Annotated in this window: 16 protein-coding genes; 9 read left to right on the top strand and 7 right to left on the bottom strand. The window is 73.3% G+C overall.

What is annotated here, in order from left to right:
• The first annotated feature begins 3 nt into the window (after positions 1-3).
• Complete coding sequence (locus tag OG766_RS15595; RefSeq protein ID WP_328725594.1) at positions 4-2,730, top strand: helicase C-terminal domain-containing protein; 2,727 nt, start codon at positions 4-6, stop codon at positions 2,728-2,730.
• 253 nt (positions 2,731-2,983) lie between these two features.
• A complete protein-coding gene (locus OG766_RS15600) occupies positions 2,984-4,627 on the top strand; it encodes a DNA repair helicase XPB (protein WP_266379414.1) in 1,644 nt (547 codons plus the stop codon).
• An 80-nt stretch (positions 4,628-4,707) separates the two neighbouring features.
• Here the strand turns inward: OG766_RS15600 and OG766_RS15605 are convergent, their stop codons facing one another.
• Both OG766_RS15605 and OG766_RS15610 read right to left on the bottom strand, forming a co-directional pair.
• Positions 4,708-5,907 (bottom strand): glycosyltransferase 87 family protein, encoded by a 1,200-nt coding sequence (locus OG766_RS15605; protein ID WP_423247054.1) that lies wholly within the window; start codon positions 5,905-5,907, stop codon positions 4,708-4,710.
• 116 nt (positions 5,908-6,023) lie between these two features.
• Positions 6,024-6,218 carry a hypothetical protein gene (locus OG766_RS15610; RefSeq protein ID WP_266379417.1) on the bottom strand — a complete coding sequence of 65 codons (195 nt, stop codon included), beginning with the start codon at positions 6,216-6,218 and terminating at the stop codon, positions 6,024-6,026.
• A 386-nt stretch (positions 6,219-6,604) separates the two neighbouring features.
• Between OG766_RS15610 and OG766_RS15615 the strand changes: the two genes are divergently transcribed.
• A complete protein-coding gene (locus tag OG766_RS15615) occupies positions 6,605-8,548 on the top strand; it encodes a HelD family protein (protein ID WP_266384182.1) in 1,944 nt (647 codons plus the stop codon).
• Between the two features lie 369 nt (positions 8,549-8,917).
• Here OG766_RS15615 and OG766_RS15620 read toward each other — a convergent pair whose 3' ends face one another.
• Positions 8,918-9,607 (bottom strand): copper homeostasis protein CutC, encoded by a 690-nt coding sequence (locus OG766_RS15620; RefSeq protein WP_328725595.1) that lies wholly within the window; start codon positions 9,605-9,607, stop codon positions 8,918-8,920.
• A gap of 201 nt (positions 9,608-9,808) precedes the next feature.
• Here OG766_RS15620 and OG766_RS15625 point away from each other — a divergent pair, with 201 nt between their 5' ends.
• A complete protein-coding gene (locus OG766_RS15625; protein ID WP_266379423.1) occupies positions 9,809-12,127 on the top strand; it encodes a heavy metal translocating P-type ATPase in 2,319 nt (772 codons plus the stop codon).
• A gap of 33 nt (positions 12,128-12,160) precedes the next feature.
• Here OG766_RS15625 and OG766_RS15630 read toward each other — a convergent pair whose 3' ends face one another.
• Positions 12,161-12,535, bottom strand: a complete 375-nt coding sequence (locus tag OG766_RS15630) for a DUF6479 family protein (protein ID WP_266379426.1) — start codon at positions 12,533-12,535, stop codon at positions 12,161-12,163.
• A gap of 208 nt (positions 12,536-12,743) precedes the next feature.
• Here OG766_RS15630 and OG766_RS15635 point away from each other — a divergent pair, with 208 nt between their 5' ends.
• Positions 12,744-13,400: an HD domain-containing protein gene (locus OG766_RS15635; RefSeq protein ID WP_266379429.1), complete on the top strand. Its 657-nt coding sequence runs from the start codon at positions 12,744-12,746 to the stop codon at positions 13,398-13,400.
• Positions 13,401-13,532: 132 nt separating this feature from the next.
• Positions 13,533-14,828 (top strand): hypothetical protein, encoded by a 1,296-nt coding sequence (locus OG766_RS15640; protein WP_266379431.1) that lies wholly within the window; start codon positions 13,533-13,535, stop codon positions 14,826-14,828.
• Positions 14,829-14,898: 70 nt separating this feature from the next.
• On the opposite strand, the gene OG766_RS15645 is transcribed toward OG766_RS15640, so the two are convergent.
• The gene (locus tag OG766_RS15645; RefSeq protein ID WP_328725596.1) at positions 14,899-15,255 is read right to left on the bottom strand and encodes a MarR family winged helix-turn-helix transcriptional regulator; all 357 of its coding nucleotides are present in this window, start codon (positions 15,253-15,255) and stop codon (positions 14,899-14,901) included.
• Between OG766_RS15645 and OG766_RS15650 the strand changes: the two genes are divergently transcribed.
• A complete protein-coding gene (locus OG766_RS15650) occupies positions 15,226-15,774 on the top strand; it encodes an alpha/beta hydrolase (protein WP_328725597.1) in 549 nt (182 codons plus the stop codon). The two genes, OG766_RS15645 and OG766_RS15650, sit on opposite strands and share 30 nt — an antisense overlap.
• A gap of 39 nt (positions 15,775-15,813) precedes the next feature.
• Here the strand turns inward: OG766_RS15650 and OG766_RS15655 are convergent, their stop codons facing one another.
• Together OG766_RS15655 and OG766_RS15660 are read right to left on the bottom strand one after the other, a co-directional pair.
• Entirely contained in the window at positions 15,814-16,098 is a 285-nt protein-coding gene (locus tag OG766_RS15655; protein WP_266379437.1) for a DUF4031 domain-containing protein, read from the bottom strand.
• Positions 16,095-16,448, bottom strand: a complete 354-nt coding sequence (locus OG766_RS15660) for a hypothetical protein (protein ID WP_266379440.1) — start codon at positions 16,446-16,448, stop codon at positions 16,095-16,097. The genes OG766_RS15655 and OG766_RS15660 overlap by 4 nt, the downstream gene beginning before the upstream one ends.
• Positions 16,449-16,550: 102 nt before the next feature.
• On the opposite strand from OG766_RS15660, the gene OG766_RS15665 reads away from it, so the two are divergent.
• Positions 16,551-17,513, top strand: coding sequence for a MurR/RpiR family transcriptional regulator (locus tag OG766_RS15665; RefSeq protein ID WP_266379442.1), 963 nt, complete (start codon positions 16,551-16,553; stop codon positions 17,511-17,513).
• A 141-nt stretch (positions 17,514-17,654) separates the two neighbouring features.
• Positions 17,655-18,596 (top strand): N-acetylmuramic acid 6-phosphate etherase, encoded by a 942-nt coding sequence (murQ, locus tag OG766_RS15670; protein WP_266379445.1) that lies wholly within the window; start codon positions 17,655-17,657, stop codon positions 18,594-18,596.
• Positions 18,597-18,610: the final 14 nt, after the last annotated feature.

An 18,610-nucleotide genomic window follows, 5' to 3' on the forward strand; every position in this document is an offset into this window, starting at 1 on the left:
CGGATGGGGACCGGTGAGCTCGATCGGGAGGCGCACGTGCCCGCAGGACCATCCGCGGAGACGTCCGCGCGTACGGACGCACATGCCTCCGCCAGTACGGCCGAAGGCACGGGCGGCCGCGCGGCCGGCGCGTCGCCCCGCACACTGGCCGAGGCGCTGCGCTCACGCGGCGACGAAGGTCTCGCCGCGCTGCTGCGCGCCCGCCCCGATCTGCTGTCCCCGGTCCCGAACGACCTGACGCAGCTCGCCACCCGCGCCGGCACCCGCGCCTCCGTCGTACGGGCGCTGGAACGGCTCGACCGGTTCACGCTGCAGACCGCCCAGGCAGTGGCCGTGGCGGTCGAGCCGGCGTCGTACGGGACGGTCCTCGCCCTGCTGGGCGGCGACGACGGCGACCCGGCGGTCGAGGCCGCGCTGCCCCGTGCGCTCGGCGTGCTGCGCGAGCAGGCGCTGATCTGGGGCGACGACGACCGGCTGCGGCTGGTGCGCACGGCGCGCGAGCTGCTCGCCCCTTCTCCCCAGCATCCGTCGGCGACCGGGCTCGGGCCGACGGTGGCGGAGACGACGTCCGGGATGTCGCCGGGCCGGCTGCAGGAGATCCTCGGCGCGGTGGGGCTGACGTCCACCCATGACCCCGTGTCCGCGGTGGCGGCGCTGACCTCGCTGTTCACCGACCGGGAGCGGATGACGGCGCTGCTGGACACGGCTCCGCCGGACGCTCTGGCGGTGCTGGACCGGCTGGTGTGGGGGCCGCCGTACGGAGAGGTCACGGCGGATCCCGCGCCGCCGGTGCGATGGCTCCGGGACCACGGGCTGCTGCTGCCCACGTCGCTGCGCACGGTCGTGCTGCCGCGCGAGGCCGCGCTGCATCTGCGCGGTGGGCGTGCGCACCGCGAGACGGAGCCGGTGCCGCCGGAGGTCCGGGTCGCGGCCGAATACCGTCCACAGGTTGTGGACAGTACGGCGGCGGGTCAGGCGCACACCGCGCTCGCGACCGTCGAGGAGCTGCTGAAGGGCTGGCAGACGGGCGGGCCCGCGGTGCTGAGGGCGGGCGGGCTCAGCGTCCGCGACCTCAAGCGCACGGCGGCGGCGCTGAACGTCTCCGAGGAGATCGCCGCGTTCTGGATCGAACTGGCCTACGCGGCCGGGCTGCTGGCCTCGGACGGCGAGGCGGACGAACGGTTCGCGCCGACGCCCGCGTACGACGAGTGGCTCGACCTGCCCGCGCCCGCGCGCTGGACGGCGCTGGTCACGGCGTGGCTGACCGCGACGCGGACGGCGGGTCTGGTCGGCGGCCAGGACACCAAGGGCCGTACGCTCGCGGCGCTCGGCCCGGACCTGGACCGCGGCGCCGCGCCCGAGGTCCGTCACCGGGTGCTGACCCTGCTCGCCGATCTGCCCTGGGGCGCGGCCCCGGTCCAGGACTCCCTCCTCGCCCGCCTCCGCTGGGAACGACCCGTCCGCACCCCGTCCCCCGCCGCCCCGGGGGCGCCCGACACCCCCGACCTACGCTCCCGCATCGCCGCCTGGACCCTCACCGAGGCCGAACTCCTCGGCCTCACGGGCCGCGGCGCGCTCTGCACAGCGGCCCGCACCCTGCTGGCGGCCCCACCGGCCCCTCCGGCCCCTCCGACGCCGTCCCCGGCGGACGGGCGCGGGCGCACCGAGGCCGGCCCCGGGTCCGCCGAACCCGCGGGCCCCTCCGGCTCGCCCTCGCAGTCCCTCGCGGCGAGCACCGCCGCCGCGTCGGCGACCGGCGGCGTGGTGCCTCACAGCCCGGCCGAGCTCGCCGCGCGGGCCGCGCTCGCCGCGGCCGTGATCGCGCCGATGCTGCCCGAGCCGCTCGACCACGTCCTGCTCCAGGCCGACCTCACGGCCGTCGCGCCCGGCCCCCTGGAGCGGCCGCTGGCGGAGGCCCTCGGCGTGCTGGCGGACGTGGAGTCGAAGGGTGGCGCGACGGTGTACCGGTTTACGCCGGGGTCCGTACGGCGGGCGCTGGATGCCGGGCAGGCGGCGACGGACGTGCACGCGTTCCTGGCCAGGCACAGCCGTACCCCCGTCCCGCAGCCGCTCAGCTATCTCATCGACGACGTGGCGCGAAAGCACGGCCATCTCCGTATCGGCGCCGCCTCCGCCTACGTACGCTGCGACGACGACGCACTGCTGGACGAGATCCTCGCCGACCGGCGCTCGCACGGGCTGCGCATGCGCCGTCTCGCGCCCACCGTGCTGGCCGCCCAGGCCGACCCGGCGACGCTGCTCGACGGGCTGCGGGCCATGGGGTACGCGCCGGCCGCCGAGTCGGCCGAGGGCGATGTGCTCATCACCCGCGCCGACGCCCACCGCACCCCGCACCGCACCCCGCCCGTTCCCGTCCCCGACGGGCCGCCGCTCCCGGACGACACGCTGCTCGGCGCCGCCGTGAAGGCGATCCGGGCGGGCGACAAGGCCGCCACGGCCGTACGCAAACCCGCACCGCACACGGCCGAGGGCGCGCTGCCCCGCACCACCCCCGCCGAGACCCTCGCCACCGTGCAGGCCGCCGCCCTCACCGGCTCCGCGATCTGGATCGGCTACGTCAACGCCGACGGCGCCGCCAGCCAGCGCGTCATCGCACCGATCCGCGTCGAGGGCGGCTTCGTCACCGCGTACGACCACACGGCCGACGAGGTCCGCACGTACCCGCTCCACCGCATCACCGGCGTCGCCGAACTCGCCGAACCGGCGTAGCCCGCGTCGTAGGCGGCGTAGGCCGAAGGAGCGCCGTCAGGGCCTACGGGCGAAACATGCGGGCGCAGCCCGCTGATCTGAGCGCCCGGCCCGAACCACGGCGGTGTGGCCGAGGCCACCCGGCCACACCGCCCGATGAGGCAAACTGGACGTTTGGCTGCACGGGACGGCCCGGGGCCCGCACCCGACCCGCACGGGATCGCCCCAGGCCCGTCCGGGCCCCGCACCGGAGCCACGAGGAAAGGGCACACGCGTGAACGGACCGCTCATCGTCCAGAGCGACAAGACTCTCCTGCTCGAGGTCGACCACGAGCAGGCCGACGCGTGCCGCCGCGCCATCGCCCCGTTCGCGGAGCTGGAGCGCGCCCCCGAGCACATCCACACCTACCGCCTCACCCCCCTCGGCCTCTGGAACGCCCGGGCGGCCGGGCACGACGCCGAGCAGGTCGTGGACGCGCTCGTCGAATTCTCCCGCTACCCCGTCCCGCACGCGCTGCTCGTCGACGTCGCCGAGACGATGGCCCGCTACGGGCGCCTCAGCCTCGTCAAGCACCCCACCCACGGCCTGGTGCTGACCACGACCGACCGTCCGGTCCTGGAGGAGATCCTCCGCTCCAAGAAGGTCCAGCCCCTCGTCGGCGCCCGGCTCGACCCGGACACGGTCGCCGTGCACCCCTCCGAGCGCGGCCAGATCAAGCAGACGCTGCTGAAGCTCGGCTGGCCGGCCGAGGACCACGCCGGTTACGTCGACGGCGAGGCCCACGCCATCGACCTGGACGAGACGAACTGGGCGCTGCGCCCGTACCAGAAGCAGGCCGTGGAGGGCTTCTGGCACGGCGGCTCGGGCGTGGTCGTGCTCCCCTGCGGCGCCGGCAAGACGCTCGTCGGCGCGGGCGCGATGGCACAGGCGAAGGCGACCACCCTGATCCTCGTCACCAACACGGTCTCCGCCCGCCAGTGGAAGCACGAGCTGATCAAGCGCACCTCGCTCACCGAGGAGGAGATCGGTGAGTACAGCGGCGCGAAGAAGGAGATCCGCCCGGTCACCATCGCCACGTACCAGGTGCTGACGACGCGGCGGAAGGGCGTCTACCCGCACCTGGAGCTGTTCGACTCCCGCGACTGGGGTCTGATCGTCTACGACGAGGTGCACCTGCTGCCCGCGCCGGTCTTCAAGTTCACGGCCGATCTGCAGGCCCGCCGCCGGCTGGGCCTGACGGCGACGCTCGTGCGCGAGGACGGCCGCGAGTCGGACGTCTTCTCGCTCATCGGCCCGAAGCGCTTCGACGCGCCGTGGAAGGAGATCGAGGCGCAGGGCTACATCGCGCCCGCCGACTGTGTCGAGGTCCGGGTCAATCTGACCGAGTCCGAGCGGCTGGCGTACGCGACGGCGGAGACCGAGGAGAAGTACCGCTTCTGTGCCACCACGGACACGAAGCGGAGGGTGACGGAGGAGCTCGTACGCAAGCACGCGGGCCAGCAGACCCTGGTCATCGGCCAGTACATCGACCAGCTCGACGAACTGGGCGAGCATCTGCAGGCACCCGTCATCAAGGGCGAGACGCCGAACTCGCAGCGGGAGAAGCTCTTCGACGCGTTCCGCAACGGCGAGATCTCCGTCCTCGTCGTCTCCAAGGTCGCGAACTTCTCGATCGACCTGCCCGAGGCGACGATCGCCATCCAGGTCTCGGGCACGTTCGGCTCCCGCCAGGAGGAGGCCCAGCGCCTCGGCCGCGTCCTGCGCCCGAAGGCGGACGGCCACAAGGCCCACTTCTACTCGGTGGTGGCCCGCGACACCATCGACCAGGACTTCGCGGCACACCGCCAGCGCTTCCTCGCGGAACAGGGATACGCGTACCGGATCATGGACGCGGACGAGCTGATGGCCGACGACTAGGCGGCGACCGGGCTCCGGCCGGTGCCGATCGTGCGCGCCTGCGCGTCCTCACGCCCACACGCCCTCCCGTCCTCGCGTCCTCAGCGCGGGGCGCCCGCGCGGGTGCCGGCCGCTCCCCTGGCCGTTCGCTGGGTCGGGAGCCCGCCGTGGGAGTCCCCGCCGGCGCGGGCCCGTAGCGCCGCGATCACCAGCACCGTCAGCCCCACCGGCGGATACGGCGACGCCAACAGCTGCTGCCACCAGGACAGGTGGAGGTCCAGGTCCCCGTCGTGCGGTACGAGCCACAGACTGCGGGCCAGGAAGACCGCCGTCATCAGCACGGCGGTACGCCGGCGCCCCTCGGCGATCAGGACCGCGATCAGCGGCACGCACCACACCCAGTGGTGGGACCAGCTGATCGGCGAGACCAGCAGCGCGGTGAACGCGACGGCAAGGACACCCCAGCGCTCCGGCGCCCGGCGCGCGGCCCACAGCCCGGCGCCGACGGTGACCAGAACCGCCGCCGTCCACACCGCACCCGGCTCGGTCGTGTGCAGGAGCCGCGCGAACAGCCCCCGCAGCGACTGGTTGTCGACGATCCACGTCTTGCCGACCCGTTCGGTCTCGAAGATCCGCCGGGTCCAGAAGTCGGCGCTGGCCTCCGGGAGGACGAGCGCGCCGAGCAGCACCGTGCCGGCGAAGGAGGCGAGCGCGGTGAGCCCGGCCCGCACCCGTCCGGTGATCAGCAGCAGGACGATGAAGACGGCGGGGGTGAGCTTCACGCCCGCCGCGACGCCGAGCGCGAAGCCCTTGCCGAGCGCGCCGGCCGGCCGGGACAGGTCCCACAGCACCAGACAGACGAGCGCGAGATTGATCTGGCCGAAGACGACGGTCTGGAAGACGGGTTCGAGCCACAGCCCGAGCGCGGTGGCGGCGAGGACGTACGGTGCGGACGCGGTCAGCCCGGCGAAGCGGCAGGAGAGCCGTACGAGCAGGGCGAGCAGCAGGGCGTTCCCGGCGACGAAGACGACCTTGAGCGCGGCGACGGGCAGCCAGGTCGTCGGCACGAAGAGGATCGCGGCGAAGGGCGGATACGTGGCGGGCAGCTGCCACGCGGTGACGGTGAAGCCGTAGAGGTCGGTGCCGTTGGCGACGGCCGCTCCCTCGGCGCGGTAGACGAGGGTGTCGGCCATGGGGATGTGCTGGGCGACGCAGAGGACGGCCAGCGCCACAAAGGACAGGACGAGGGCACCTGTTGCCGCGAGTGATCGAGCGGTCACGGTCCGGTACGGATACGTCACGGCCGCGACCCTAGTCGATCAGCGGCCGCTCATCGGCCGCTCATCGGCCGGACTGCGGGGGCGGGAGCGGATTCGACGAGGCGGATGGCGCGGAGGTGGCCGGAGCCACGGCGGCGTCAGAGGTGCCGGCGGACGCCGGCCTCCTCGCTGTACTCGCCGAGGATCGCGACGCCGAACGCCGTGGTCACGAAGACCTTGACCGCGCGCAGTACGTCGCCGAACCGGTGGGTGTGGTGAGCGGTGGCACCGGTGGCGGTGGCTCCGCGCCCGGGTCCCTGCCCGGCAGCTGGGTTGAGGATGACTGTACTCATGGGTCCAGGATGGGATTGCGGCGTCCGGAACACATCGACCTGGGGGCTGAACACTGATCCGGGACGCGTACGACTTCGGATATACGGCCTCCCCTACGGGACGGACCCGCCCCGCGAGAAACCATTCGCCCGGGCCCGCCGGGCTGACTAGAATCGCCCGTCTTGCCCGCCTCCCTCGTAGGAGTGCCGCCGCCCGGCCGGAAACCGGGCGCGCAGCCATGCCGTACTTCCAACGTACCTTCGGAGGCATCACCGTGCCCGCGCCCGACGTGCCCGCATCCGACCTGTCCGCGTCCGACGCGCCCGCCCTGCGAGACGTGCCCGTGCCCGGCCCGCTCGCCCACGAGCGCGCCCATCTGACCGCCTCACGTGCCGCGCTGCGTGCGATGCGGGAGGACGTCGAGTCGCTCGACATCCGTGACGTCACGGCGAACTGGGTCAACGCCGCGGTTCTGCAGGCCCAGATCGACGAGCGGATCAAGGCCCTGGCCGACCTCGCCCACACCCCGCTGTTCTTCGGACGCCTCGACTACCTGCAGACCACCCAGGAGGGCCGGCGCTTCTACATCGGCCGCCGCCATGTGCACGACGGCGACGGGGACCCAATGGTGATCGACTGGCGGGCGCCGGTCTCGCAGCCGTTCTACCGGGCCTCCCGCAAGGACGCGATGGACGTCGCCCTGCGCCGCCGCTTCGGCTACACGGGCGGCGACCTCACGGCGTACGAGGACGAGCACCTCACCGACCCCACGGAGACGTCCCGGACCAGCAGACTCCTCCAGGCGGAGATCGAACGCCCACGCGTCGGCCCGATGCGGGACATCGTCGCGACGATCCAGCCCGAGCAGGACGAGATCGTACGGTCGGGGCTGTCCGGCACGGTGTGCGTCCAGGGCGGCCCGGGCACCGGGAAGACCGCCGTCGGCCTGCACCGGGTGGCGTACCTGCTGTACGCGCACCGCGAGCGGCTCGCCCGCACCGGCACGCTGGTCATCGGGCCGAACCGGTCCTTCCTCCAGTACATCGAGCAGGTCCTCCCGGCACTGGGCGAGTTGGAGGTCAAGCAGGCGACGGTCGGTGACCTCGTCGCGCATGTCGAGGTGCGCGGGACGGACGAGGCGCCGGCGGCGATCGTCAAGGGCGATGCCCGCATGGCGGAGGTGCTGCGGCGCGCGGTCCGCTCGCACGTGACGCTGCCGACCGAGCCGCTGATGGTCGTCCGCGGTTCGCGGCGCTGGCGGATTCCCGCGTACGAACTGGAGGAGATCGTCCAGGAGTTGCTGGACCGCGACATCCGCTACGGCGCGGCACGCGACGCGCTGCCGCAGCGCCTCGCGCACGCCGTGCTCGTACGCATGGAGCAGTCGGGCGAGGCACCCGACGACCGGGTGCAGGACGCGGTGGCGCGCAACGCGGCGGTGAAGGCGGCGGTGAAGACGATCTGGCCACAGGTCGATCCGGCGAAGCTGGTGCTGCGGCTCCTGTCGGACCCCGACTTCCTGGCCGAGCACGCGGACGGGTTGCTGACGGCCGACGAGCAGAAGGTCGTCCTGTGGGTCAAGCCGCCGCGTTCGGTCCGTACGGCGCTCTGGTCCGCCGCGGACGCGGTGCTGATCGACGAGGCGAACGACCTCGTCGAGCGCACGCACTCGCTCGGCCACGTCGTCCTCGACGAGGCGCAGGACCTGTCGCCGATGCAGTACCGGGCGGTGGGGCGCCGGTGCACGACGGGTTCCGCGACGGTCCTCGGCGACCTCGCCCAGGGGACCACCCCGTGGGCGACGGCGAGTTGGTCCGAGGCGCTGGCCCATCTCGGCAAGCCCGATGCGGCGGTCGAGGAACTGACGGCGGGCTTCCGCGTACCGCGCGAGGTCATCGCCTACGCGTCCCGGCTGCTGCCCCACATGTCACCGGGCCTGGCCGAGGTCCGCTCGGTCCGCGAGTCCCCGGGCTCCCTGGAGCTCCGCCCGTCGGCCGGAGACCACGACGTGGTCACGGCCTGCCTGTCGTCCCTGCGCCACGAGGGCTCCATCGGCCTGATCGCCGCCGACGCCCGCATCCCCGCCCTGGCGTCCGCCCTGGCCGACGCGGGCGTCCCCCACCTCTCGCCCGGCGAGGAGACCACGCCCGACAACCGTCTGACCCTCGTCCCCGCCTCCCTCGCCAAGGGCCTCGAGTACGACTACGTCGTCCTCGACGACCCCGCCTCCGTCGTCACCGCGGAACCCGACGAACGCACCGGCCTCCGCCGCCTCTACGTGGCCCTGACCCGCGCGGTCTCGGGCCTGACGGTGCTCCACTCGTCGCCGCTGCCCTGGCAGTTGGCGTGAGCAGCACCTGACCGGCCCGGCCGCGCGCCAGGACAGAGGGGCCCCGGGCCCGGGGGCCGGGGGCCGGGGGCCGGGGCCCGGTGACCTGGAGTCCCGGGGCACGGGCCTGGAGTCCCGGGGGCCGGGGGCCGGGGCCCGGTGACCTGGAGTCCCGGGGCACGGGCGTGGAGTCCCGGGGGCCGGGGCCGGGTGACCTGGAGTCCCGGGGCACGGGGACCCGGAAGACCCGGGGACCCGGAAAGCCCGCGGACCCGAAAGGCCCGGGGACCCGGAAGACCCGGGGACCCGGAAAGCCCGCGGACCCGAAAGGCCCGGGGACCCGGAAGACCCGCAGCCCGGAAGACTCGCGGGCCCTGGACCGCCGGTCCTCTAGTCGTCGATGGCCGTGCGCCAGGCCCGGACCGCGGCCGCGTCCACCGGGGCCTCCCAGCCGAGGGGGCGCGCCGCGCCGCCGATGTGGAAGGCGTCCAGGCGGGCCGCGCGCAGGGCGGGGAGGTGGTCGAGGCGGAGGCCGCCGCCGATGAGCATGCGGGGTTCGTAGCCGGGCTCGCCCCGGCGGGACGCCTCCGCGAGCAGGACGGGGAGTCCGTCGTCGACACCGGCCGGGCTGCCGGCGGTGAGGTAGGTGTCGAGGCCGGGCACGTCCGCGAGCTGCTTGCGCAGCGCGTCGCGGTCCGCCGCGCGGTCGATCGCGCGGTGGAAGGTCCAGCGGCAGCCCTCCAGCTCCGCGACCAGTCGTTCCACCGTCACGAGGTCGGGGTCGCCGTGCGCGTCGAGGAAGCCGAGGACGAATTCCTCCGCGCCCTCCGCCCGCAGCCCGCGCGCCGCCCCGACCAGCGCCTCGACGTCGCCCGCCGCGAAGCCGTCGGCGTGCCGGAGCATCACCCGCAGCGGGATGTCCACGGCCGCGCGGATGCGGCCGAAGGTCTCGCGGGACGGGGTGAGCCCGTCCGCCGCCATGTCGCTGACCAGCTCGAGGCGGTCGGCTCCGCCGGCCTGCGCGGCGATCGCGTCCTGCGCATCGAGGGCGATCACCTCCAGGAGTGCACGGTTGCTCATGGCCCATCCTTCGCCAGTAGGTCTGCGTCGATACAGGTCTAGTCCAATAACGGGTCCAGACTAGTCCGCATCCATGCCCCCCGCACCCAACCCCCTTGCACCGGATACCGAAGGGGGGTATAGACTCGATACTCGAGGGATACCCCCTGGGGGTACCATGGGATCAGGTAGGGGAACCCACGAGCGACAGGAGCGGCGATCATGACCACGACGACAACCGAACTCGTCATCGGCGGCATGACCTGCGCCTCCTGCGCCGCCCGCATCGAGAAGAAGCTCAACCGCATGGACGGCGTCGAGGCCACCGTCAACTACGCCACGGAGAAGGCCCGGGTCAGCTTTGCCCACGGCATCACCGTCCCGGACCTGATCGCCACCGTCGAGCGCACCGGCTACACCGCCGAACCGACCCCGGAACCGGCCCCGCGGATCCCCGCGCCGGCATCCCCCACGGGCCCCGCACCCGGCGCCGACGTCGACGCCGGTACCGATGTCGATGGCGGTCCCGGCTCCGGTACCGATGCCGTGACGGACACCGACCCCGCCCTCACCGCCCTCCGCCACCGCGTCCTGGTCTCCGCCGCCCTCGCCGCCCCGGTCATCGCGATGGCCATGATCCCGGCCCTGCAGTTCACCAACTGGCAGTGGCTGTCCCTCACCCTCGCCGCCCCCGTCGTCGTCTGGGGCGCGTACCCCTTCCACCGCGCCGCCTGGACCAACGCCCGGCACGGCGCCGCGACCATGGACACGCTGATCTCGCTCGGCACGTCGGCGGCGTTCCTCTGGTCGCTCTGGGCACTGTTCTTCGGCCACGCCGGGATGCCCGGGATGACGCACCCCTTCGAGCTGACCATCGCCCGCAGCGACGGCGCGAGCAACATCTATCTGGAGGCCGCGGCAGGCGTCACCGCCTTCATCCTCGCCGGGCGCTACTTCGAGGCCCGCTCCAAGCGCAAGGCCGGCGCGGCCCTCAAGGCGCTGCTGGAGCTCGGCGCCAAGGAGGTCACCGTCCTGCGCGACGGACACGAAGTCCTCATCCCCACCGGAGAGCTGAGGACCGGTGACCGCTTCCTCGTCCGTCCCGGCGAGAAGGTCGCCACCGACGGCACCGTCGTCGAGGGTTCCTCCGCCGTGGACGCCTCCATGCTCACCGGCGAGTCCGTCCCCGTCGAGGTCGGCGCGGGCGACGCGGTGACCGGTGCGACGCTCAACGCCGGCGGACGGCTCGTCGTCGAGGCCACCCGCGTCGGCGCCGACACCCAGCTCGCCCGGATGGCCCGGATGGTCGAGGACGCGCAGAACGGCAAGGCCGCCGCCCAGCGCCTCGCCGACCGTATCTCCGCCGTGTTCGTCCCGGTCGTGATCGCCCTCGCGCTCGGCACCCTCGGCATCTGGTGGGCCCTCGGCGCGGGCTGGACCGCCGCGTTCACCGCCGCCGTCGCCGTACTGATCATCGCCTGCCCCTGCGCCCTGGGGCTGGCCACGCCGACCGCGCTCATGGTCGGTACGGGCCGCGGTGCCCAGCTCGGCATCCTCATCAAGGGCCCGGAGGTCCTGGAGACGACCCGCACGGCCGACACCGTCGTCCTCGACAAGACCGGCACCGTCACCACCGGCCGGATGACCCTCCTGGCCACCCACACCACGGCCACCACCACCGAGGCCGAAGTCCTGCGTCTGGCAGGCGCCCTGGAGCACGCCTCCGAGCATCCCGTCGCCCGGGCCGTGGCCGCCGGCGCGGCCGGCCGGGTGGGAGCGCTGCCCGCTCCCGAGGACTTCACGAGCGTTCCCGGGCTCGGCGTCCGGGGCGTCGTCGAGGGCCACACCGTCGTCGTGGGCCGTGAGCAGCTGCTCGCCGAGTGGGAGATCACCCTCCCGCCCGCGCTGGAGACCGCGAAGGCCCGGGCCGAGTCCGCGGGCCGCACCGTCATCGCCGTCGCCTGGGACGGCGAGGCCCGCGCGGTCCTCGAGGTCGCCGACGCGGTGAAGGCGACCAGCCGGGAGGCGATCCGCCGGCTCCGCGCCCTCGGGCTCACCCCGATCCTGCTCACCGGCGACAACAAGGCCGTCGCGGCCTCCGTCGCCGCCGAGGTCGGCATCCCCCCGGAGAACGTGATCGCCGAGGTGCTGCCGGAGGGGAAGACCGACGTGATCAAGCACCTCCAGGCGGAGGGCCGCAGTGTCGCCATGGTCGGCGACGGCGTCAACGACGCGGCCGCGCTCGCCCAGGCCGACCTGGGTCTGGCGATGGGCACGGGCACGGACGCCGCGATCGAGGCGGGCGACCTGACGCTCGTACGGGGAGACCTGCGCGCCGCCGCGGACGCCATCCGGCTCTCCCGCCGCACGCTCGGCACGATCCGCTCGAACCTGTTCTGGGCCTTCGCCTACAACGTCGCGGCCCTGCCGCTCGCGGCGGCAGGGCTCCTGAACCCGATGATCGCGGGCGCGGCGATGGCCTTCTCCTCCGTCTTCGTCGTCGGCAACAGCCTGCGTCTGCGGCGCTTCAAGGCGCTGTGAGGCGCGGCAGAGCGCTCTGAGGCTCCGTTCGTTTCAGCCACCCAGACTGCCGCTCCCGAACGCCCCGCCGCTGCGCCTGCCGTGCTGCGGCCGGGCCTCGGGGCCCTTGCCCGTGCTGTGCGACGTGTAGGACTTCAGGTTGTACGGGAGAAGGCGGCTGCCGTCTTCGGGGAAGGCGTCGTCGTCCTCCTCCCGGACCTCCTCGATGTGGTCACGGTGGTCGGCGGCCTTCGGCTGTTCCTCGGGACTCGGCGTGCGCAGCTTGGCCCGCCGCCGCCCGTCCCACCACATCGCGCCGCCCAGGAGGACGATGAGGATGATTCCGAAGGTGAGCGGGCCGATCGCGGCGAGTATCTGGGCCGCGAGCTGGGTCTCCGACCCGCTCTGGGCGATGAGCAGTGCGTTCATGGTGTCTGCCTCCGCAAACGGGGATGACACGCAGGAGGTTTCCATTATCGCCCGCTATGCCCGCTGCGCCAGCACGCACCGGAGGCCGCCCTCTCGCCCGCCCCGCAACCGGACCGCAACCGGACCGCACGCGCGCCGCATCCCCGCCGCACCCCGCGCGCCGGCAGCCCCGCACCCACGCGGGGCATCCCCCGTGGACAATGACCGCATGGCCGACCTCGACATCGACCTCGGTGATCTCCGCGACCGCTGGTGTGCCGCGCTGCTCGCCGTCCGCGAGGACCCCTGCCGGCCGGACCCGTACCCGTACGCCGACCATCTGCTGGCCCGCTGGTCGGAGCCGCAGCGGCGCTATCACACGGTCGGCCATCTGGCCGCGGTCCTCGACCGCGTCGACACCCTCCAGGAGTACGCGGGCAACGCCGACCTCGTCCGCCTCGCGGCCTGGTTCCACGACGCCGTCTATCTCCCCGAGCGCTCCACCAACGAGGAACGCAGCGCCCGCCTCGCCGAGAAGGCGCTGCCCGAGGCCGGGCTGACCCCGCAGGACACCGACGAGGTCGCCCGCCTGGTCCGCCTCACGAAGACCCACGCCGCCGAGGACGACGACAGCAACGGCGTCGTCCTGTGCGACGCGGACCTGGCGGTCCTGGCGTCGGCGCCTGAGGCGTACGCCGCGTACGCCGCCGCCGTCCGCGAGGAGTACTCCTTCGTCCCGGACGCCGCCTTCCGCGAGGGCCGGGCCGACGTCCTCCGCCATTTGCTGGGTCTGCCGCGTCTGTTCCGTACTCCCTACGGGCAGCGGGAGTGGGAGGACGCGGCGCGGCACAACGTGTCGGCGGAGCTGGAGCGCCTCACGGACTGAGCCGCTCGGCGGGGACGGAAAGCGCACCGGGTTGCGCCGGTTGGCGGGCGCTTCGGTTGCCGGGCGGCAGCGCTGAAGCGAGGGTCGCTCGGGGGGAGGTAAAGCCCCGTCAGTCTTCCCCTGGAGCGCTCAATGAGATTCGTCGCGAGAGCGGGCGGCGCGGTCGCCCTGGCTCTGGCCGTCGTGCCGGTCGCACCGGCACAGGCCGCCTCCCCCAGCACCGATGGCAACAACAACCGGATCGCCTGCAACACCGAGGCCCTGAAGAACGCGATCGACAACGCCAACACGAAGCGTGGCGGCACGATCGACCTGGCACACGACTGCCGTTACGTCCTCACCGGCCCCGACCTCCTCGGCGGTGCCAATGGCCTGCCCTTCATCACCACCCCCATCACCCTCCACGGGGGCAAGGGCACCGTCATCGAGCGTTCGACCGCACCCGGTACCGCGCAGTTCCGCATCTTCGAGGTCGCGGGCCCGGCCGGTTTCCTCACCCTCGACGACCTGACCGTCCGCAACGGCCACACCACCGGTGACGGTGGCGCCGTCCTCGTCGACCCGGGCCGCACCCTGCTCCTCAGGTCCGTCACGCTCACGAACAACCGGGCCGACGGTTCCGGCGGCGCCGTCCAGAGCAATGACGGACGGGTCATCCTCCACTCCAGCAAGGTGGACGGAAACACGGCCGGTGACACCGGGGACGGCGGCGGCATCGCGGCGTCGGGCGGCGTCCTGTCCATCGACTCCAGCACCGTCACACGGAACAGGGCAGGCGCCGACGGAGGCGGCATCGCGGCCGGAGACGCCCTCGTCACCATCAGCCGCAGCAACGTCGACCGGAACAGGGCCGGTGCTGAAGGAGGCGGCATCGCGAGCAGCGGCCATCTGACACTTCGCTCCAGCCATGTCGACCGGAACACGGCCGCCGAAGGCGGCGGCATCAGCAACCTCGGCACCGCGAGGATCGAGCACAGCAGCGTCATCGGAAACGTCGCGAGCGGCAACGGCGGCGGCGTTCAGAACGACGGCACCATGACGATCAGCCACGGCAGCATCAACGGGAACACCTCCACGCAGGAGGAGGGCGGCGGGATCCACAACACCGGCGATGTGTGGATCGCCCGGAGTCTCATCAAGGACAACGTCGCCGACGACGAGGGCGGAGGCCTCTGGAACAACGGGTCGGCCACCGCCGAGTCGAGCGACATCATCGGAAACCGGGCCGGGACCACGGGCGGTGGCGTGCACAACGTCGACGGCACCACCGTGCTCACCGACAGCACCGTCGTCAAGAACGAGGCCGCGGACAGCGGCGGCGGCATCTTCGAGGCATCCGGCGAGGTCACGCTCAACCGGACCCGCGTCAAGGAGAACCAGCCCGACAACTGCCGGCCGGTCGGCGCCGTAGCCGGCTGCCTCGACTGACCCGCCCAGGAGGAAGTACGACGGCCCGCCCAGGACTTGTCCGCGAGCCATCCGCTCCGCCGGACAAGTCCTAGGAGGCCGTCCCCGACGGCTCGGCGCCGGCGGGCCTGCGCGTCGCGTCGGCGGGCCTGCGCGTCGCGTTGGCGGTCAGCCGGCGCAGGAGGTCCTGCGCGGTCCTGATCTCCTCGGGGGTCAGGCCCATCGCGTCCCCGATCGCGACCGGGACGTTGCTGATGCGCCGGCGCAGCGCGGCCCCCTCCGGGGTGAGGGCCACTTCCACCGCCCGCTCGTCGTCCGCCCGGCGCTGCCGCTTGAGCAGGCCGTGGGTCTCGAGGCGCTTGATCAGCGGCGTGAGCGTGCCGTAGTCCAGGCGTACGTCCGCAGCTTCCTCAAGAGCGTGGACGGGCCGATCGTGCTCGCCGGCCACTCCTACGGCGGATCCGTGATCAGTGACGCCGCCGCCGGCGACCCCGACGTCAAGGCGCTGGTCTACATCGCCGCCTTCGCCCCCGAGAAGGGCGAGACCCCGGCCGAACTGGGCGAGAAGTTCCCCGGAGCCGCCCTCCCCTCGGCCCTCGACGCCGTGCCCTTCCCGCTCCCCGGCGGCGGCACCGGCACCGACCTCTTCATCGAGGCCGACAAGTTCCACGACGTGTTCGCCGCCGACGTGCCGAGGTCGGTCACCGACCTGGCGGCCGCCACCCAGCGTCCGGTGGCGGAGTCGGTCTTCGGCGAGAAGCCCACCAAGGCCGCCTGGAAGACCATCCCGTCCTGGAACCTGATCGCCACGGAGGACCGCGCCATCACGCCGGACGCCCAGCGCTTCATGGCCGACCGCGCCGACTCGCACACCGTCGAGGTCAAGGCCTCCCACGCCGTCACCGTCTCGAAGCCGGGCGCGGTCACGCGCCTGATCGAGCAGGCGGCCCGCGCCACCGCCCACTGACGCCCGCGCCGCGCCGGAAGCAGGCCCCGGAAGCTGGCCCTACGCTCCCGGTCGGTGCGCCTGGCCGCCGTGCTTCCGCCTCCGCAGCCCCGACTCCGTGAGCCGTCGGACGAGCTCCTTGGAACCGATCTGCACCGCACCCGCGCGCACCGCCTCCTCGTAGCGGTGCGAGGGGATGTCGTAGTGGTCGCGCTCGAAGGCACGCGGCGGGCAGCCGATGGACGCGGCGAAGGTGTGCAGTTCCTCGAAGGACACGTCGCTGACCAGGTGGGACCACATGCGGCCGTGCCCCGGCCAGGTCGGCGGGTCGATGTACACCGTCACGAGAGCCCGCCGACCGGGGCGACGACCACGCCCGCCTTTCCGCACACCCAGTGCGGGTCGGGGCCCAACTCCGGCTCCACGTCCAGCGCGTGCGGCTCGCCCGAGGTGCACACGGGGCACAGGGGCCACCGCCCGTACCGCTCCAGCAGCGCGTCCTGCACGTCCTGGGCGATCAGCCCGGCCACGTATTCGGCGCCCTCCGGCCACTGCTCGACCCACCAGCGGCGCTGTGCGACCGCTTCCTCGACGAGCGAGACCACCTCGGCGTGCGCCACGTCACGGGCGGTGAGGTCCGCGAGTACGAGGGAGCGGGCGGCGTGCAGCGCCTGCTCCAGTGGGTTGACGTCCATACGGTCATTGTCACCCGGATCGGCGCACGCCCACAGGGTCGGCCCCGGTCCCCGGGACAAAGGGGGTTGACCGTTCAAGGAGGGCGAAAATATCTTTCAAGGGTGACCAATGACCTGAAGGATTCTTTCAGCGGCGCGGGTGCCGGAACCGGCGCGGGTCCTGGCCCGGGCACCGGCGGCGACGCCCCACCCGCACCCGCCGCCCTCGCGGCGAAGGTCCGCACGCTCGCGCCCTCCATGACCCGCTCCATGCAGCGGGTCGCCGAAGCCGTCGCGGGCGACCCGGCCGGCTGCGCGGCCCTCACGGTCACCGGCCTCGCCGAACTGACCGGCACCAGCGAGGCCACCGTGGTCCGCACCTCCCGTCTCCTCGGCTACCCCGGCTACCGCGATCTGCGCCTCGCGCTCGCCGGTCTCGCCGCCCAGCAGGAGTCCGGCCGCGCCCCGGCCGTCACCGCCGACATCGCGGTCGACGACCCGATAGCCGACGTCGTCACCAAGCTGGCCCACGACGAGCAGCAGACCCTCGCCGACACCGCCGCCGCCCTCGATACCGTCCAGCTCGGCGCGGCCGTCGCCGCGCTCGCCGGCGCCCGCCGTGTCGACATCTACGGAGTGGGGGCATCCGGCCTGGTCGCCCAGGACCTCGCCCAGAAGCTCCTGCGCATCGGCCTCGTCGCCCACGCCCACAGCGACCCGCATCTCGCCGTCACCAACGCCGTGCAGCTGCGCTCCGGCGATGTGGCGATAGCCATCAGCCACTCCGGCTCCACGGGCGACATCATCGAACCGCTCCGGGTCGCGTTCGACCACGGCGCGACGACCGTCGCGATCACGGGACGCCCCGACGGGCCGGTCTCCCAGTACGCGGACCACATCCTGACCACGTCCACCGCCCGCGAGAGCGAGCTGCGCCCGGCGGCCATGTCCTCGCGCACGAGCCAGCTCCTCGTCGTCGACTGCCTGTTCATCGGCGTCATGCAGCGCACGTACGAGTCCGCCGCGCCCGCCCTCGCCGCCTCGTACGAGGCCCTCGCGCACCGCCACAGCCCACGCACCCGCTGAGCCGCTTCGCCGGGCCACCCCGCTGAGCCACCAGCTGAGCCACTCCGCGGAACGCACCCGCCGAACGCACGCCGAACGAGCCCGCAGAACGCATCCGTCGAACCCACTCGCCGAGCCACCAAGAGAGCCGAGCCGCACCCCATGACATCCACCCCCCAACCCGCCGAGCCGCACCCCACCGGGCTGCGCGCGCAGCTGGAGAGTCTGACCACCGAGGCCTTCCGGCCCGAGCTCGCCGACATCGACCAGCTCCCCACCGACGACATCGCCCGCATCATGAACGGCGAGGACCACACCGTCCCCGGCGCCGTCGCCGCCCGGCTCCCGGCCATCGCCGCGGCGATCGACGCGACCGCCGACCGTATGGCCCGCGGCGGCCGGCTCGTCTACGCGGGCGCCGGCACGGCCGGCCGGCTCGGCGTGCTGGACGCCAGCGAGTGCCCGCCGACGTTCAACACCGGCCCGGACGAGGTCGTCGGCCTGATCGCGGGCGGCCCCTCGGCCATGGTCGAGGCCGTCGAGGGCGCGGAGGACTCCAGGGAACTCGCCGCCGCCGACCTCGACGGGCTCGGCATCACCGCCCTCGACACCGTGGTCGGCATCTCCGCCTCCGGACGCACCCCGTACGCGATCGGCGCCGTCGAGCACGCCCGCGCCCACGGTGCCCTCACGATCGGCCTGTCCTGCAACGCGGACAGCGCCCTCGCCGCGGCCGCGGAGCACGGCATCGAGGTCGTCGTCGGCCCCGAACTCCTCACCGGTTCCACCCGGTTGAAGGCGGGCACGGCCCAGAAGCTCGTCCTCAACATGATCTCGACCATCACGATGATCCGTCTCGGCAAGACCTACGGAAACCTGATGGTCGACGTGCGCGCCTCGAACGAGAAGCTCCGGGCCCGCTCCCACCGCATCGTGTCCCTCGCGACCGGCGCACGGGACGAGGCGATCGAGTCGGCCCTGACGTCGGCGGACGGCGAGGTCAAGACGGCGATCCTGATGCTCCTCGCCGACATCGACGCCCCCACGGCGACAGACCGCCTCAAGCGCACGAACGGCCATCTTCGCGAGGCGCTGCACGGCTGAGCCCGCACCGTCCC

This window comes from Streptomyces sp. NBC_00259, from assembly GCF_036181745.1.
GTDB lineage: Bacteria > Actinomycetota > Actinomycetes > Streptomycetales > Streptomycetaceae > Streptomyces > Streptomyces pratisoli.

Bases quoted from the DNA above. Each gene is read 5' to 3' on its own strand.
- OG766_RS15640 (WP_266379431.1), top strand. From the start codon at position 13,533: ATGAGATTCGTCGCGAGAGCGGGCGGCGCGGTCGCCCTGGCTCTGGCC.
- OG766_RS15610 (WP_266379417.1), bottom strand. From the start codon at position 6,218: ATGAGTACAGTCATCCTCAACCCAGCTGCCGGGCAGGGACCCGGGCGC.
- OG766_RS15625 (WP_266379423.1), top strand. From the start codon at position 9,809: ATGACCACGACGACAACCGAACTCGTCATCGGCGGCATGACCTGCGCC.
- OG766_RS15635 (WP_266379429.1), top strand. From the start codon at position 12,744: ATGGCCGACCTCGACATCGACCTCGGTGATCTCCGCGACCGCTGGTGT.
- OG766_RS15620 (WP_328725595.1), bottom strand. From the start codon at position 9,607: ATGAGCAACCGTGCACTCCTGGAGGTGATCGCCCTCGATGCGCAGGAC.
- OG766_RS15615 (WP_266384182.1), top strand. From the start codon at position 6,605: ATGCGGGAGGACGTCGAGTCGCTCGACATCCGTGACGTCACGGCGAAC.
- murQ (WP_266379445.1), top strand. From the start codon at position 17,655: ATGACATCCACCCCCCAACCCGCCGAGCCGCACCCCACCGGGCTGCGC.
- OG766_RS15630 (WP_266379426.1), bottom strand. From the start codon at position 12,535: ATGAACGCACTGCTCATCGCCCAGAGCGGGTCGGAGACCCAGCTCGCG.
- OG766_RS15660 (WP_266379440.1), bottom strand. From the start codon at position 16,448: ATGGACGTCAACCCACTGGAGCAGGCGCTGCACGCCGCCCGCTCCCTC.
- OG766_RS15595 (WP_328725594.1), top strand. From the start codon at position 4: ATGGGGACCGGTGAGCTCGATCGGGAGGCGCACGTGCCCGCAGGACCA.